The sequence below is a fragment of the Cellulosilyticum sp. WCF-2 genome, assembly GCF_003990395.1.
GTDB lineage: Bacteria > Bacillota > Clostridia > Lachnospirales > Cellulosilyticaceae > Cellulosilyticum > Cellulosilyticum lentocellum.
Genome location: NZ_CP034675.1, coordinates 4,099,869 through 4,115,704, shown reverse-complemented (window position 1 = coordinate 4,115,704; position 15,836 = coordinate 4,099,869). Strand labels below are relative to the sequence as shown.

At 34.2% G+C, this 15,836-nt stretch carries 14 protein-coding genes; 13 read left to right on the top strand and 1 reads right to left on the bottom strand.

The features are described from left to right. Position 1 precedes the first annotated feature (1 nt). From EKH84_RS18680 to glgA, 7 genes are all read left to right on the top strand, one after another. Positions 2–1,147 (top strand): HlyD family secretion protein, encoded by a 1,146-nt coding sequence (locus tag EKH84_RS18680; protein ID WP_190283396.1) that lies wholly within the window; start codon positions 2–4, stop codon positions 1,145–1,147. 95 nt (positions 1,148–1,242) lie between these two features. After that, positions 1,243–2,403 (top strand): sensor histidine kinase, encoded by a 1,161-nt coding sequence (locus EKH84_RS18675; protein ID WP_127067456.1) that lies wholly within the window; start codon positions 1,243–1,245, stop codon positions 2,401–2,403. A 16-nt stretch (positions 2,404–2,419) separates the two neighbouring features. Continuing rightward, the gene (locus tag EKH84_RS18670) at positions 2,420–3,052 is read left to right on the top strand and encodes a response regulator (protein ID WP_013658110.1); all 633 of its coding nucleotides are present in this window, start codon (positions 2,420–2,422) and stop codon (positions 3,050–3,052) included. Between the two features lie 100 nt (positions 3,053–3,152). After that, entirely contained in the window at positions 3,153–4,238 is a 1,086-nt protein-coding gene (locus EKH84_RS18665; RefSeq protein ID WP_190283395.1) for an FtsX-like permease family protein, read from the top strand. After that, positions 4,239–4,907: an ABC transporter ATP-binding protein gene (locus EKH84_RS18660; RefSeq protein WP_127067454.1), complete on the top strand. Its 669-nt coding sequence runs from the start codon at positions 4,239–4,241 to the stop codon at positions 4,905–4,907. It abuts the gene before it with no gap. Continuing rightward, positions 4,897–5,988, top strand: a complete 1,092-nt coding sequence (locus EKH84_RS18655) for an FtsX-like permease family protein (RefSeq protein WP_127067453.1) — start codon at positions 4,897–4,899, stop codon at positions 5,986–5,988. The genes EKH84_RS18660 and EKH84_RS18655 overlap by 11 nt, the downstream gene beginning before the upstream one ends. Positions 5,989–6,149: 161 nt before the next feature. Continuing rightward, on the top strand, positions 6,150–7,598 hold the full coding sequence (glgA, locus tag EKH84_RS18650) for a glycogen synthase GlgA (protein WP_127067452.1): 1,449 nt from the start codon (positions 6,150–6,152) through the stop codon (positions 7,596–7,598). Positions 7,599–7,752: 154 nt separating this feature from the next. Here glgA and EKH84_RS18645 read toward each other — a convergent pair whose 3' ends face one another. Beyond that, on the bottom strand, positions 7,753–8,262 hold the full coding sequence (locus EKH84_RS18645; RefSeq protein ID WP_013658105.1) for a deoxycytidylate deaminase: 510 nt from the start codon (positions 8,260–8,262) through the stop codon (positions 7,753–7,755). Positions 8,263–8,555: 293 nt separating this feature from the next. Between EKH84_RS18645 and EKH84_RS18640 the strand changes: the two genes are divergently transcribed. From EKH84_RS18640 to EKH84_RS18615, 6 genes are all read left to right on the top strand, one after another. Next, positions 8,556–10,847 (top strand): ribonucleoside-diphosphate reductase subunit alpha, encoded by a 2,292-nt coding sequence (locus EKH84_RS18640; RefSeq protein WP_127067451.1) that lies wholly within the window; start codon positions 8,556–8,558, stop codon positions 10,845–10,847. Positions 10,848–10,863: 16 nt separating this feature from the next. Continuing rightward, on the top strand, positions 10,864–11,892 hold the full coding sequence (locus EKH84_RS18635) for a ribonucleotide-diphosphate reductase subunit beta (protein ID WP_013658103.1): 1,029 nt from the start codon (positions 10,864–10,866) through the stop codon (positions 11,890–11,892). Between the two features lie 165 nt (positions 11,893–12,057). Continuing rightward, positions 12,058–12,816 carry an AIM24 family protein gene (locus EKH84_RS18630; protein ID WP_013658101.1) on the top strand — a complete coding sequence of 253 codons (759 nt, stop codon included), beginning with the start codon at positions 12,058–12,060 and terminating at the stop codon, positions 12,814–12,816. 190 nt (positions 12,817–13,006) lie between these two features. Beyond that, positions 13,007–13,687: an ABC transporter ATP-binding protein gene (locus EKH84_RS18625; protein WP_330547557.1), complete on the top strand. Its 681-nt coding sequence runs from the start codon at positions 13,007–13,009 to the stop codon at positions 13,685–13,687. Beyond that, a complete protein-coding gene (locus EKH84_RS18620) occupies positions 13,680–14,573 on the top strand; it encodes an ATP-binding cassette domain-containing protein (protein ID WP_207669749.1) in 894 nt (297 codons plus the stop codon). The genes EKH84_RS18625 and EKH84_RS18620 overlap by 8 nt, the downstream gene beginning before the upstream one ends. Before the next feature lies 1 nt (position 14,574). Next, on the top strand, positions 14,575–15,816 hold the full coding sequence (locus tag EKH84_RS18615) for an efflux RND transporter periplasmic adaptor subunit (RefSeq protein ID WP_127067449.1): 1,242 nt from the start codon (positions 14,575–14,577) through the stop codon (positions 15,814–15,816). Positions 15,817–15,836 lie beyond the last annotated feature (20 nt).

The following is a 15,836-nucleotide window of genomic DNA, read 5'->3' as shown; positions in this document are numbered from 1 at the left end:
TGTGAGTATAAGAATAGGAGCTATAGTTTTAGGAATAGGAGCTTTAAGTTTATTAGCAGGTTGTTCTAAGGAAGTGAAGGCAGATGCTAAAATGGAAGAACAAGTTGTAAAGGAAGATATGAAAGTAGAAGCTTGGGGAGAAGTAGAAGGAACCATTATTAAAGAAATTTATGTTGATTTTCCAGCAACTGTAGAAGCCATTAAAGTAAAAGAAGGGCAAATTGTAAAAAAAGGAGAGGAACTAGTTCTTTTAAATTATGAGCCTTACAAGCAAAGCATTTTAATGAAAGAGAAAGAAGCGACTTTAGAAAGTATCACAGCAGAAGCTAAGCTAACAGAAGCCACAGGGCAGGTGAAAAATATAGCCGCTTTAAATGAGGAGCTTAGTTTATTAGAAAAGCGTTTAACAGATGGTCAAGATCCGGAAATACTGAGCATAGAAAGTGAACTGACAACAATCAGGCAACAATTAGAAGATTTAGAAGAAGATTATAAGGTACAAACGGCTTTATTAGAGGTGGGAGGAAGTTCATCAAAAATAATCAAAGGCATAGAAACGCAAAAAACAACGTTGCAAACACAAATAGATACCTTAGAAGCTAAAAAAAGTACTTTAGTAAAGGAAAAAACATTAGAATTAGAGAAATTAAAAGCTGAAATCGCCAATGCTAAAGATGGACTAAGTACTACAGAAAAAGGTAATAATGCCATGGTACAGACGAGTGCCTTGAAAGATGAAATAGGTAATTTAGAGATTTCAATGATGAGAGATAAATTTCAAAAAAGTTATATTAAAGACAATGCAATTATTACGGATATAGAGTCTGCTATCATATCTAAAATCAACGTAGTAGAAGGTTCTAGGGTAGGTGAACAAAGTGGTAGTGTACTTCGCCTTATTGATCAAAACAGTTTAAAGATTACAGCCCATGTTCCAGAAGAATTTATTAAATCGGTAGCTATAGGGAGTGAGGTAGAAATTGTGCCCTATGCAGATAAGACTATTAGTTTACCTGGCAAGGTAACAGCTATTGCTGGTGAAGCTGTTAAAGAAAATGGTGAAACAGTAATTGATATAGAAGTAACTCCGGATGAAGTAAGTCCTTATTTACAAGCGGGTTATGGCGTAGATGTTTTTATTGGGTAAAAGAATGATGAATATAAAGAGTTGCCTAAATATTGAAACCAACAGACGTAAAGGGTTATAATGAAAAGAAAACATAGGGATAAAGGGGCTTTAGCATGAGTCAATTAGAACGCTATATTATTTATGTGATTAGTCCATTTCTGTTAATGACTGTTTTTTATTCAATGATGGTTAATACAGGGGGTCTAGGTTGGTTATATGTACCTATTATTTTAGTAGCCATACTTACGATTTACATGGAATTATTTATATTACCCAATCCAGCGTTAACAAGGCGCTTTTGGTTATTACTCATTTGCTTAGGTTTATGCAATTTGTTTATTGGCTTATTTGAAACAGGTAGCACGTATCATATTTATAATTTTTTATTACTATTTGCACTTATGCGCTATAAGGGAAGAGGAAAAGCAGGGATTCTTTTAGCAATAGATTTCATTGTAATAGGAGTAGTTATTGCCTTTAAAATGCCTATAAGTGAAGTTTATTTCACTACTTATTTAAGTTGGATAAGAAACTATAGTATCGTCTTTTTGGGACTTTCAATCCTTCATTATATGATTATTCAAAATCAAGAATTAATGCTTGCTAAAAAGCAACTGATTGAAAAAAACCTAGACCTAAGTTATGCCTATGAGCAGCTTAAGAGAGCTTATGATGATTTAGAAGATTTCACCATTATGAAAGAAAGAAATAATATGTCTAGAGAGATGCATGACACAGTAGGGCATACGTTAACAACCTCATTAGTAGAATTAGAGCTCTGTAAAATGCTTGGAAAAGATAATGAGGAATTAATGAATAAGCTAGAGCATATTAGCAGTCAAGTGAGAAAAGGTTTAGGGGATTTACGTATGACAGTACGTAGGCTTAAAGAGGACTTGGATTGGGAACAAGAAATTTATGCCATAGGTGAGCGCTTAAATGAGTATACAGATATCAAAGTAAAATACATAGTAGGGGAATTAACAGGCATTTCCACACAGATTTTAAGATGTGTTTATCGTATTATACAAGAAGGAATCACCAATGGGATTAAGCATGGAAAAGCTACAGCGTTTATGATTGAAGTAAAAAGAGAAGAAAGACATTTATGGATTGAGATTTTAGATAATGGACTAGGAGCCATAGCCTTCAAGCAAGGCTTTGGCTTAAATGCTATGAGAGAACGTGTAGAAGCATTAGGAGGAACGCTTCATTTTGAAAGCTATAAAGATGAAGGATTTACTATACAAGCACAGATCCCATTAGAGGAATAAAGAAAGGAGCGAAATCATGATAAACATAGCTATTGTAGATGATCAAGAGCTTATGAGAGATGGATTAAGGCGTATATTAAGTACATACGAAGAACTTCAAGTAGTGGCTACTGGGAAAAATGGCTTTGAAGCACTAGAAATCTGTAAGCAACATCAGCTAGACGTTTTGCTCCTAGATATAAGAATGCCAGAAATGAATGGGGTAGAAACTGTAAAAAAACTTAAAGAAGAAAAATATAGGGTAAAAGTAGTCATGCTTACTACTTTCGAAGATGAAGAATATATTGTGCAAGCTATGGCTTATGGGGCTAGTGGCTATTTATTTAAAGATATGCCTTATGATCAATTAGCAGAATGTGTTAAAGAAGTGCATGAAGGACGTTTTATGATGCCTCAAAAGGTAGCAGAAGTATTAGCTAAGAATATTTATGCACCAGAGGCACTTAAAAAAAGGGAGAATCCTTATGATTTTACAGAAAGAGAAGTACAAATTGCAGAAATGATGAAAGATGGTTTTACCAATAAGCAAATTGCTAAAACCCTTTATATATCAGAAGGAACAGTAAAAAACTATGTTTCTAATATTTATGCTAAAACGCAAACAGAAAATAGAGTAGAAGCAGCTAATCTCCTAAAAAGCATTTTTTAAGTATAGCTAGCTAAAGATAGATGAGGATTGAAATGATTCACTATCTATGACAAAAGAAACTTGACGCCCTATATTATTGGAAATGAGAGGAGGGAAAATATTGGACAAGCCTTTAAGCTATAGCACATATAGCAAAGGTAATCAAAAGGTGGTTTTTAGATATATTGTAAGTGTAGCCATCTGTATTATTTTGCTAGGTGTTACCAAAATCATTATTAACAGCCAAAAAGATGAGATGAATGTTTGGGAAATCAAGCACCACTATTATTCTCATTTGTATAGTAAAGGAAACGAAGTAGAACCACAACTGATAGAAAAGATTAAAAATCTAGATGATGTAGAAGGAATCTACCCGTATTACAACTATTATCAAGCCTTCCAAGGATTTCTGAGTAACATTGATAGTACAACTTACTTCTTAGAAAGAAAAGGGATTGTGAAAATAATGGAGCAGTTAGCGCCAGAATATGATACAAGCCGGATTCCTGAGGAAAATCAGTTTAAAGCCATATTAAGTCAAAGAGTAGTAACTAATAGAAAATTACAGTTAGGTGATATGACCATTAAGGATAATCAAACAACGTATCAGGATACTTTTGAATCTACACTTCCTATAGGTTTTTGTCCCACAACTGTTGAGGATAATGGATACTATTATTTGATTTTAGCTAAAAAAGGTAGAGTTAGTCAGATGAATACGGCAGTAAGAGCGATGCTCCCGGAAGGTGTCTATTATGAGGATTTAGCAAGCGTTACAAAAGAAAATATGCACGGTTTTAGTGATTTAGAGCATACCTTCAATATTATTATGATGGTAATGACCTTAGTATTATCGGTAACTACCGGGTTTCTAACGTATATGCATTATTTGGCTAGACGAAGAGAAGTTGGCATTTTAAGTGCCATTGGTTATAGCGACAGTATGCTCATTAAAAGAATGTCTAAAGAAATTTTGATAAGTACGATTATAGCTACTATATTAGCTATATTGATTATTAGTGTGATTGTAAAAGGTCTCAATATTTTTTTGGCAAAACCTAATGGCTATATGCTTTTTAAGATGGACTTAAGTATTATCAAGCTATTAATCATTGTCCCACTTTTTATGATGATTTTTTCACTTATTCCAACTTGGATTTTATTACGTACGACGACACAAGTCACACTGGTTCAAAGGGGATATTAAATGTTTAAAGTAGAAAATGTGAGTTTGTTGTATGATTTAGATAAGGAAGATAAAACCCATGCTTTAACCCATATTAATTTAGAAATTAAGGAGGGACAGTTCTATGGTATATTGGGACCTTCAGGAAGTGGTAAAAGTTCACTACTTTATTTGTTAAGTGGGATTCAAAAGCCTACTAGTGGCAAGGTATACTATAAAGGAGCAGTTTTATCTGAGATGGAAGAAGAAGCTTTAGCAGCTATTAGATTAAAGGAGTTTGGCTTTGTTTTTCAAAAACATTTTTTAATTCCATATATGGACGTATTACATAACACCCTGGTACCACTTAATTCAAAGAAACCAGATGATGTGGAAAAAGCAAAAAGCTTACTAGAACGTCTAGGCTTAGAGCGAGAACTGAAGAAAAAGCCTTATGAGCTAAGCGGAGGACAATGTCAGAGAGTGGCAGTGGCTAGAGCCCTTATTAATGAACCTAAAGTCCTTTTTGCGGATGAGATTACAGCTTCACTTGACCATAGAGCAGCTAGTAGTGTGATGGAACTGCTAGAAGAAATAAAAGCACAAACAACTATTTTATTTGTAACCCATGATGAAACGAAGATAGCCATGGCAGATGAAATGATTTATTTAAGAGAGGGTCAATTAGGAGGCGATAAAGATGAGGACTAAGGAGGAATGGATGTACACTTTGAAAAGAAGCATTCCTACCTTAGTTGTACTTGTTTTACAAATAGGCCTTATTATTTTCTTGCTAAGTATAGGACATAGCGTTGTAGAAGGTATGCAATATGGATTGGGTTATAGTATTAGGCAGGTTATAACGATAGATGTTAACGGTGGAACAGATAAACAAAAAGAATCTGATATCAATACCTTAAGTCACATAGAGGGTGTAACAGAGGTGTTTGAGGGAGAATGCTATTATATGAGAACACCTATGTTGTTTTTTAACACAGGAGGAACGCCTTTTATTAAGGTGCAAGAAGGACAGTTAGAGGCTTTAATGGAAAGGTTAGATGTTAAGCTTATAGAAGGAGATTTACCAAAAGATGAAGATCAAATATTAGTAACAGCAGAGTCTTTGGCGCTCTATGATGCTCAGATAGGAGACTGGATTGGAAGGGATTATATCGACGAGGATTTAGATAAAAATTACCAGATCTGTGGCGTGATTAAAGGCAAGGCTAATATTTATTTATCAGAAATGTCAGGACCTACTAAGGGATATGTGGTAACTTTTGCGTTCCCTTATGGAGATGTAGTAGAAACTGAAGTTCTTCGTTTATTTAAACAAGTAGCGTCTATTGGTTGCTATAGTGAAACAAGACTTTTTGAAAAGACGTTAATCCATAATATGCTCATACTAGGAGGCGTTGTTGTTACTGTGTTTTTCGCAGGCTTAGTAGCTACTATACTTAATTTACTAAGCAATGAACTTAAAGGGAGATTAAGTGAAATTACTTTATTAAGGCTTATTGGTTATAGCTATGGAAAAATAAAAAGGCAGCTTTTTAGTTATTATGCTATTCTACTTTCAATAGGTGGTTTAATAGGTGTTGGGGTTGGAGAGATAGGGGTTATTTTATTTAAGTATTTATACTGTGAAGCAAGGGGTATCTATTTCAACGCTTGGCACAATACGTTTATTGTGGTTCCGGCAATCATGATTTTGATTTTGTATGGACTAACAATAAGATGCATGAACTTAGAGTTAAAACAAAACAGCTGGCAGAAAAGTATGTATGAGTAAATAGAATTGTAAGCTACTACAAAGTATAAGGAAAGTTTATACTTTTTTTTACCTATAAGTTACAAAAATGAAGATAAGACTTGAAGAAGCTTGTAAAATATGGGAAACGGTATTAAAATAAAATAAGTTAAAAAAGTCAGAAAAATTAGAGGAGAAAGCCTATGAAAAAAATACTATTTGTAGCTTCAGAGTGTGTTCCCTTTATAAAAACAGGTGGCCTAGCAGATGTAGTGGGAACCTTGCCAAAGATGTTTAATCCAGAGAAGTATGATGTAAGAGTAATCATCCCAAATTATACTTGCATACCTGAACAATATAGAAGTCAGTTTGAATATGTAACCCATTTTTATATGGATATGGGCTGGTTTCAAGAGCCTTTACATGTAGGCATTATGAAAATGGTTTACGAAGGCATTACGTACTATTTTATTGACAATGAATATTATTTTAGTGGTTGGGCACCTTATGGTACCATGCGCTTTGATATCGAAAAATTTTGCTTTTTTAGTAAAGCAGCTTTAGCTATTTTACCTGTTATTGATTTTAAGCCAGATGTTATCCATTGCCATGACTGGCAAGCTGGACTTGTTCCTGTATTTCTAAAGAGTTTATTTAGTAGTAACTCATTCTTTAGGAACATAAAAGTCATTATGACTATACATAATCTTAAATTCCAAGGAATTTGGGATGTTAAAACAATTAAAGGCATTACAGGCTTACCTGAGTACTTATTTACACCTGATAAGCTAGAATACTATAAGGATGCCAATATGTTAAAGGGCGGACTTGTCTATGCGGATTATATTACAACAGTAAGTGAAACCTATGCAGGAGAAATACAGATGCCTTATTATGGGGAAGGCTTAGATGGACTACTTCGCGCTAGAAACCATGAATTATGTGGTATTTTAAATGGAATTGACTATGAGGTTTATGACCCTGTTAAAGATGAAAGCTTATATCAGAACTATTCTGCTAGAAATTTTAGAAGTGAAAAAATTAAGAATAAACGAGGTCTTCAAAAGCAGCTTGGTTTAGAAGTAAATGACAAGAAATTTATGATTGGTATTATTTCCAGATTAACTGATCAAAAAGGTCTAGATCTTATTGACTGGGTAATGAGTGGTATTTGTGATCAAAATGTACAATTAGTTGTTGTGGGCACAGGAGAACCTCAGTATGAGAACATGTTTAAGCATTATCAGTGGATTATGCCTGAACGTGTATCTGCCAATATTTTTTACTCAGATGATCTAGCTCATAAATTATATGCAGCGGCGGATGCACTTTTAATGCCTTCACGTTTTGAACCTTGCGGACTTGCACAACTAATGGCTCTAAGATATGGTACAGTACCTATTGTAAGAGAAACCGGTGGCCTAAAAGATACAGTACAGCCTTATAATGAATATGAAAAAACAGGTACAGGCTTTACCTTTGCAAATTATAATGCTGATGAGATGCTTTATGTTATTAATTATGCAAAGCGCATTTACTTTGAGCATAAACGTGAGTGGAATCAGATGATTGAAAGAGGTATGAATACCGATTTTTCATGGCGTACCTCTGCTAAGAAGTATGAAGCACTTTATGACCAGCTTACTTGGTAAAATGTTAATCTTATAACCTTAACCCAAGCTATTTTAACCGTAAGTTTAGAGTTGTTAGGCATAGAGGTACCAGAAAAGATGTAGTGAAAATAGATAGAAATAAGAGGTGTAATCAAAATGATATAAATACATTTTGATTACACCTCTTTAGTTTTTATTCTTGAATAAAAGAAAGCTCAATTTTAGTGGTCTGTGGTACTAATTGAGTTAGTTTTACCCCTGCAGCTTCAAACATTTTCTTTGAAGCTTTTACGGCATCGGTATCGGCATATTTATCTGAAAGGTAAATGACTTCTTTAATGCCACATTGAATAATGGCTTTACAGCATTCATTACAAGGAAAAAGTGCCACATAAATTCTAGCACCTACTAAAGATTTACCTCTAGCGTTTAAGATAGCATTAAGTTCAGCATGTACAACAAAAGGATATTTGGTATCTAAAAAGTCTCCATCTCTTTCCCAGGGAAATTCGTCGTCTGAACAGCCTAAAGGAAGGCCATTATATCCCACACTTAAAATGGTATTTTCATTAGCAGAATCATGAGAAGCTCCACTCACAATACAAGCACCTACCTGTGTACTTGGATCCTTACTTCTCTTAGCTGCTAATAGGGCGATGCCCATAAAGTAATCATCCCAGGAAATATATTCTTGGCGTTTCATTTTATCCCTCCTCATGAAATAGCAATCTTTAATCATTACACCTAGTATAATATGATAGAAGTTATTGTTCAACACACTTCGTAGATAATTACCAAAATCAGTGAGGGATTTTTGATGTTTTTTTGTTAGCACTTTCTAAGGAAATTGTGTATAATAGAATTCATCAAAGAGGATAATAATTATTCTCTGAAATAAATTATTTATCAGTAACGAAAAATGTTTCAGACGTTATAGATGCAAGACAAGATAAAGGAAACAATGTGAAGGTTAAGTAAAAGAGATGGGGTGTTCAGGTGACGATTGAAATTAGAAAAAGAGATGGTAGATTAGAGCCACTTTGTGCGAGTAAAACCAAAAAGATGGTAGAGTTTGCCTGCCGTAATTTAGCTGGTTGTGATCCAATAGAACTAGAGTTAGATGCTAAAATTCAATTTAGAGACAAGATGACAACTAGAGAAATTCAAAAAGTGCTTATTCAAACTGCTATTGAGAAGGTTATTCAGACTAATGAAGATGCTTATGGCAATCAAGTTAAACAAACGCATATTAATTGGCAGTATGTAGCAGCTAGGCTTCTAGTATATGACCTTTATAAAGAAGCGGCTATTAGTAGAGGTTATACGCATTTTGGATATGGTGACTATAAAGCACTTTATGAAGAACTAATTCATAGAGGACTTTACGGGGATTACTTAAAAATGAATTATACAGATACTGAAGTAGAGGAATTAGCAGCCTATATTAAACCAGAGAGAGATGACCTTTTTAATTATGAAGGCATTAAGCTTTTAGCAGACCGTTATTTAGTAAAAGGTTATAAGGGAGAAGTAATGGAATTACCTCAAGAAAGGTTTATGACCATTGCGATGCACCTTGCCATTCCAGAAGGCGAGAAAAGAGTTTATTATGCAAAGCAGTTTTATGATCTTCTAAGTCAGTTGAAAATGACAGTTGCAACACCAACTTTAGCCAATGCAGGAACGGCTTTTTATCAACTAAGTAGTTGCTTTATTTCTACTGTAGGGGATAATCTATGGTCTATTTATGATGTAAATCAAAAATTTGCTCAAGTATCTAAGCATGGTGGTGCATTAGGGATTTACTTAGGAAAAGTAAGAGCTTTAAATAGTGAAATCAGAGGGCATAAGCGTTCGTCAGGAGGGGTTATTCCTTGGGTAAGATTATATAATGATACAGCTGTAGCAGTAGATCAATTAGGTAGAAGAAAAGGGAGTGCTTCTGTTACATTGGATGTATGGCATAGTGATTTATATGATTTCCTTGAGCTTAAAACGAATAATGGAGATGACAGACGAAAAGCTCATGATATTTTCCCTTCTATTAGCATTCCAGATTTATTCATGGAAAGACTTTTAAAAAGGGAAAATTGGAGCTTGTTCGACCCTTACATGGTTCATAAAGAAATGGGCTTTTACTTAGAAGATTATTTTGACGATGAAGAGGATAAAGCCTTTACTACCCGTTATCTAGCTTGTGAGGCTAATGAAAAGTTAGAACGTATTACGATACCTACGCTAGATATTATGAAAAAAATCATGATTAGTGCAGTAGAAACAGGTACACCTTTTATATTCTTTAGAGATACAGTAAATAGAGCTAATCCAAACAAACATTTAGGCATGATTTATGCTTCTAACCTTTGTCATGAGATTGCTCAAAATATGAGTGCTAGCGAACTCATAGCAGATGGTACAAAAGAAGTAAATGGTGAAATGGAAGTATATAGTCGCATTAAACCAGGAGATATGGTAACTTGTAACTTAAACTCTACAAATCTTGGCAGAGTTGAGAGAGAGGAATTTAAGGATATTATTCCACTTCAAATTCGTATGTTAGACAATGTTATTACACTTAATCAGCTTCCTGTTAAAGAAGCTCAGCTGACGAGTGATAGGTACAGAGCAATAGGTTTAGGTACAAGTGGTTATCATCATTACTTAGTTAATCATCATATTTCATGGGAAAGTGAAGAACATTTAAAAGTAGCGGATGAGCTATTTGAAGATATGGCATATGAAGCCATTAGAGGATCTATGGAGTTAGCAAAAGAAAAAGGGGCTTATCCAGGATTTGAAGGATCAGAATGGCAAACAGGTGTTTACTTTGAAAGAAGAGGGTATACATCCCCTAGATGGCAAAAACTCAAAGAAGAAGTAGCCAAGTATGGTCTTCGTAATGGCTATATTATGGCAGTTGCCCCTACAGGAAGTACTTCTAATATAGCTAATACCACAGCAGGTATCGACCCTATCTTTAAGAAATTCTTTATTGAGGAGAAGAAGGGAAGCTTTACACCAAAGGCGGCACCAGATTTATGTGCTGAGAACTTCTGGCTCTATAAAGAAGCTCACCATATTAATCAAAGCTGGAGCATTAAAGCTTGTGGTATTAGGCAGCGTCATATTGATCAAGCACAATCATTTAACCTATATGTGACACCAGAAGTTAAGGCCAAAGACATTTTACAAATGTATATCGATGCATGGCAAGAAGGGGTTAAGACGCTTTATTATGTACGTAATCAATCACTAGAAACAGATGAATGTACTAGCTGTTCAAGTTAAGGGAGAGGGAGAAAACATGTTAAAAAAACGTATATTTAATGAAAAAGGTGATCGTGGTACCCAACAAATGATTAATGGAAATACCACTAATCTAAGAGAGTGGAACCGTATCAAGTATGATTGGGCACAGACTTTATACCGTACCATGCTAAATAACTTTTGGATTCCAGAAGAGATTGCTCTTAATGAAGATGTAAAAGGTTTTCCTTTTTTAACAGATGGAGAGCGTCATGCTTTTGATAAGATTATTGCATTTCTTAACTTCTTAGATTCTATTCAAAGTGAGAATCTGCCACACTTATCACGCTATATTACTGCTCCTGAAGTTGCTTCACTTCTTAATATTCAAGCTTTTCAAGAAGAGATCCATGCTCAAAGCTATTCGTATATACTAGATACAGTAACCAATCCTGTAACGAGAGATAAAATTTATGACCAGTGGCGAGAAGATGAAGAACTACTTAAGCGAAATCGCTTTATTGCAGATATTTATGAACGTTTTAATGAAGAACCTAATGACAAAAACTTTTTAAGAGCGATTATGGCCAACTATATTTTAGAAGGGATTTACTTCTATTCTGGCTTTAGTTTCTTCTATACTTTAGCAAGACAAGGAAAGATGACAGCTACTAGTACCATCTTTAAATATATTAATAGAGATGAAATTACTCACTTAGTAGTATTTCAAAATATTATTAAAGAGCTTAAAAAAGAAAATCCAGAACTATTTACTGAAAGTATGATAGAAGAGTTTAGAGAGATGATGCGTGTCGGTGTAGAGCACGAAATTGCATGGGGACAATATGTAACAGCTAATGAGATCATGGGTATTAATGACCAGCTAATAGATGCTTATATCAAGTATCTTTCTAATCAGCGTCTTAAAGCTATTGGTTTAGAAGAACTTTATCCAGAAATTACGACCCATCCTATGGCATGGATTGATAGTTTTTCTAAATTAAATAATACTAAAACAGATTTCTTTGAGGCTAAGGTGACGAATTATACGAAAGCTGCAGCATTTGATTTTGATAGTCTAGAGTAGTTTAAGTAGACTTATAATGAAAATATTGGGTGAAAAGATGGTGGCATTAAAAAATGCTACCATCTTTTTGATGTGGCAAAATATTAAGAATAAATAAATTATTGCATAGAAAAGATGCTTTTTATTTTAAAGTAAGGTATCCTTATAAGGAAAGGGGAGATAAGAATGATTTCACACAAAAATTTGTTTAACAATAATAATATGAAGGAGATTGCTTCATTAGGAAGTGTCAAAGTTTTTGAACATGAAAAAGATTTAAGTTTGAAAACACCAGAACAAGCTATCGCAGCTTATTATGCTTCAGAAATGAATATTCGTAAAAGGCAGGTACTTATTGAACTGAATAATAATGCTTTTACCATTAGTGCAGGTGCTATGCAGTGGATGGCTGGAGATGTTAACATGGTAGCAGACGTGAAAGGTATTGGAGACTTATTTGGTAAGGCGATATCTTCTAAAGTAACGAAAGAATCTGCCATTAAACCTAAATATCAAGGGACAGGCTTACTGATGTTAGAGCCTACGTATAAACATATTTTATTAGAAGATATTTCTACATGGGGTGGACTTGTATTAGAAGATGGTTTGTTTTTGGCCTGTGAATCTCAAATTACTCAGAAAGTCATTGCAAGAAGTAATTTGTCTTCAGCGGTACTTGGTAATGAAGGCCTATTTAATTTATGTCTAACAGGACAAGGCATAGCAGTTCTAGAAAGTCCAGTACCTAGGGATGAATTAATAGAAATTGAGCTAAAAAATGATGTGCTAAAAATAGATGGTAATATGGCTATTGCATGGTCAAACAGCTTAGAGTTTAAAGTAGAAAAATCAAGTAAAAGTCTGTTAGGCTCAGCTGTTTCAGGAGAAGGCTTTGTAAATGTTTATAGAGGAACAGGAAGAGTATTGATGGCTCCAACTGCTTAGTAATAAGAAGTTCTATTCGAAGTGCTAAATAACTCATTTAGATGAGGTATTTAGCACTTTTTTATTGAGCAAAGTAAGTGGAAAAAATTGTTTTAGTCGTTTCTTAAATTGCTAACTTACTTAATGTGCATATATTTTGAATTATTAGAATGTTAAAATTAGTAAAGAGTTAGTTAAAGGAGGGATGAGGGTGAATATTATTGAAGCGAGAGGAATTTATAAAGATTTCATAGTAAGAGAAAACAAAATAGAGATATTAAAAGGAATAGATCTAATAGTAGAAACAGGGAAATTGATGGTGTTTATGGGACCATCAGGTTCAGGAAAAACTACTTTGATTAATCAGCTCTGTTTGTTAGATACTCCCACCCAAGGAACAGTCTATTTGTTTGGTGAACGAATGGATGAATTAAGTGAAGAAAAAAAGGATGAAATAAGATGTCAGAAAATGGGTATCATTTTTCAATCTGTTGCTCTAATTCCTAAGTTAACAGCTTTTGAAAATATTGATTTTGTATTAAGAATGATGAAATATCCTCCAAAAGAGAGAATGGAGAGAGCTAAAGAGTGCCTTGCGCTAGTTGGACTTGAAAAGAGAATGAATCATATGCCGTATGAAATGTCAGGAGGAGAACAACAGAGGGTGGCTATAGCAAGGGCGATTGCAGGGAAACCGTTATTGATTTTTGCAGATGAACCTACAGCAGAACTAGATTCAGAAACAGGAGCTAGAGTCATTCATTTATTTAGGAATCTAGTAGAGACTCAGCAAACGACAATTATTATAGCTTCTCATGATCACTACACAACCAAGTATGCTGATCAAATTGTTTATTTGAGAGATGGGCAGGTGAAATTACAAGATGAGTAGTAGTGATAGGGCAATGATAACATGTGAAAGCATTTTTAAGATTTACAAATCTAAGGAAGTAGAAGTATTAGCTTTGCAAGGGTTAGATTTAACTGTAGAAAAAGGGGAACTTGTAGCTATTATTGGTAACAGTGGGAGTGGAAAATCAACCCTTCTTAATATGATAGGAGGTTTAGATAAACCTTCAGCAGGAAGCGTGATTGTAGCTGGGATTAATCTAGAAAAAATGAATAACAAAGAGTTACAACAATATTTTCTAAAAACAGTAGGGTTTGTATGGCAGAACAATGCCCGTAACTTAATACCCTATTTAACAGCAGTAGAAAATGTAGAGATGCCTATGATTTTAGCAAAAGAAAAAGAAAAAAGAAGTAGGGCATTAGAACTGCTGAAGTGTGTAGGTTTAGAACATAGAATAAGTAGTAAATTACAAGAGTTATCAGGAGGAGAACAGCAAAGAGTAGCCATAGCGTTAGCATTAGCTAATAGGCCTAGGGTATTATTGGCTGATGAGCCAACAGGTTCGGTAGATTCACTACAAACGAAAAAAATTATGGAGGTTTTACAAAAAGTTAATAAACAAGAAGGGGTGACAGTTGTTATTGTTACTCATGATCAAGAACTATCAAAAATGGTAGATAGGGTTATTAATATTCGAGATGGCAGAGTAAGTTCTGAGTTTTTAGCAAAACAAGAAGAGCAAGCAAAAGATGGGGAAGTAGGATTGGAGAATATTTCAAATACGCATGATGAGTGGATTGTTATTGATAAGGTAGGACGCTTGCAATTGCCTAAAGACATTGTAAAGGAGCTACATCTTAAAAACTGGGATAAGCTTCAGGTTCATATGGAAGAAGAACGTATCATACTAGAAAGGGGAAAATAAAGTGAAAATCAAATTACTGAGATGGGGAATTATAGGGTTAATAGTCATAAGTATAAGTGGGTGTTACTTTTTGCCGGAAGAAGAAAAGCCTGTAGAAGCCCCTGTATTAATTGAAACGCAAGAAGAACTTTATTCAACCACAGAAGCAACAAGAGGGGATTTACAAATCACTAGTGAAGGAATAGGTTCACTTATAGCTAGTGAAATGGAGGCCATTAAATTTAAAACAGGAGGGAAAATAAAAGTCTTTTATGTCCAAAATGGCGATACAGTCAAAACGGGAGATCTGCTAGCTGAAATTGAAGTAGGTGATATAGAAGAAGAGATTCTGTTAGCTGAGATTGATTTGGAAAAGCAGGGATTATTATTAGAAGAAACTAAATTAAACGCACAAAAAATGGCTAAGCAAAATAGTCAAGCATTAGAAAATAAAAAGATTGAGCTAGAAGGTTTAAATAATTCATTAGAAGAAACAGATAAAAGAATAGAAGTAAATCAATCCCTATACAACTTAGGGGGTTTATCTGAACAAGAGCTTAAAGCGAGTCAAAATGTATTAAAAGAACAACAACTTAAAGTGAAAACACTTGAAACAGAGATAGAAAATTTACAAACTAGTATTGATGCAAAAGAGCAAGAGATAGCTGTAAGGAAAGGTGAATTGGATTATAAGGAAGCTGACATTAGATTAGAATCTTTAAAAGAAAACCTGGCTGCGGCTAAGCTCTACTCACCCGTAGATGGTGCTATTGTGTTTAAAACAGATACATTAGAGGGTGAATACATAAGTTCAGAAGCTATTATTTTTCAAATTGCCAAGACGGATGATTTTTATGTGGAGTATGTAGGCGATTTAGCAGGACAATTTAAGGTAGATGAACAAGTAATACTTCAATATGATAACAAAGATTACAGAGGTGTAGTCATTATGAATCCTAGAACAGCACCAACAGAGAACGCAAGTGTTTACGAAAAAACAGCACGTTTTCGGTTTGATAACATAGGTGAAGTAGCAAATCCTATCAAAGGGAAATTAGTTAAGATTACGAAGCTAATTGCAGAAAGTAAAAATACGATTATAGTACCTTCTGATGTTGTGCAATCAATAAATGGTAAGCCTTATGTGAATGTGTTAGAAAATGATATCAGGGTACAAAAAAATGTAGAAACAGGTTTATATAATAATGCTTATACAGAAATCAAGCAGGGGATAGAAGAAGGAGAAATAATTATCTTGAAGTAATCCAATAAATAGAAAGGAGA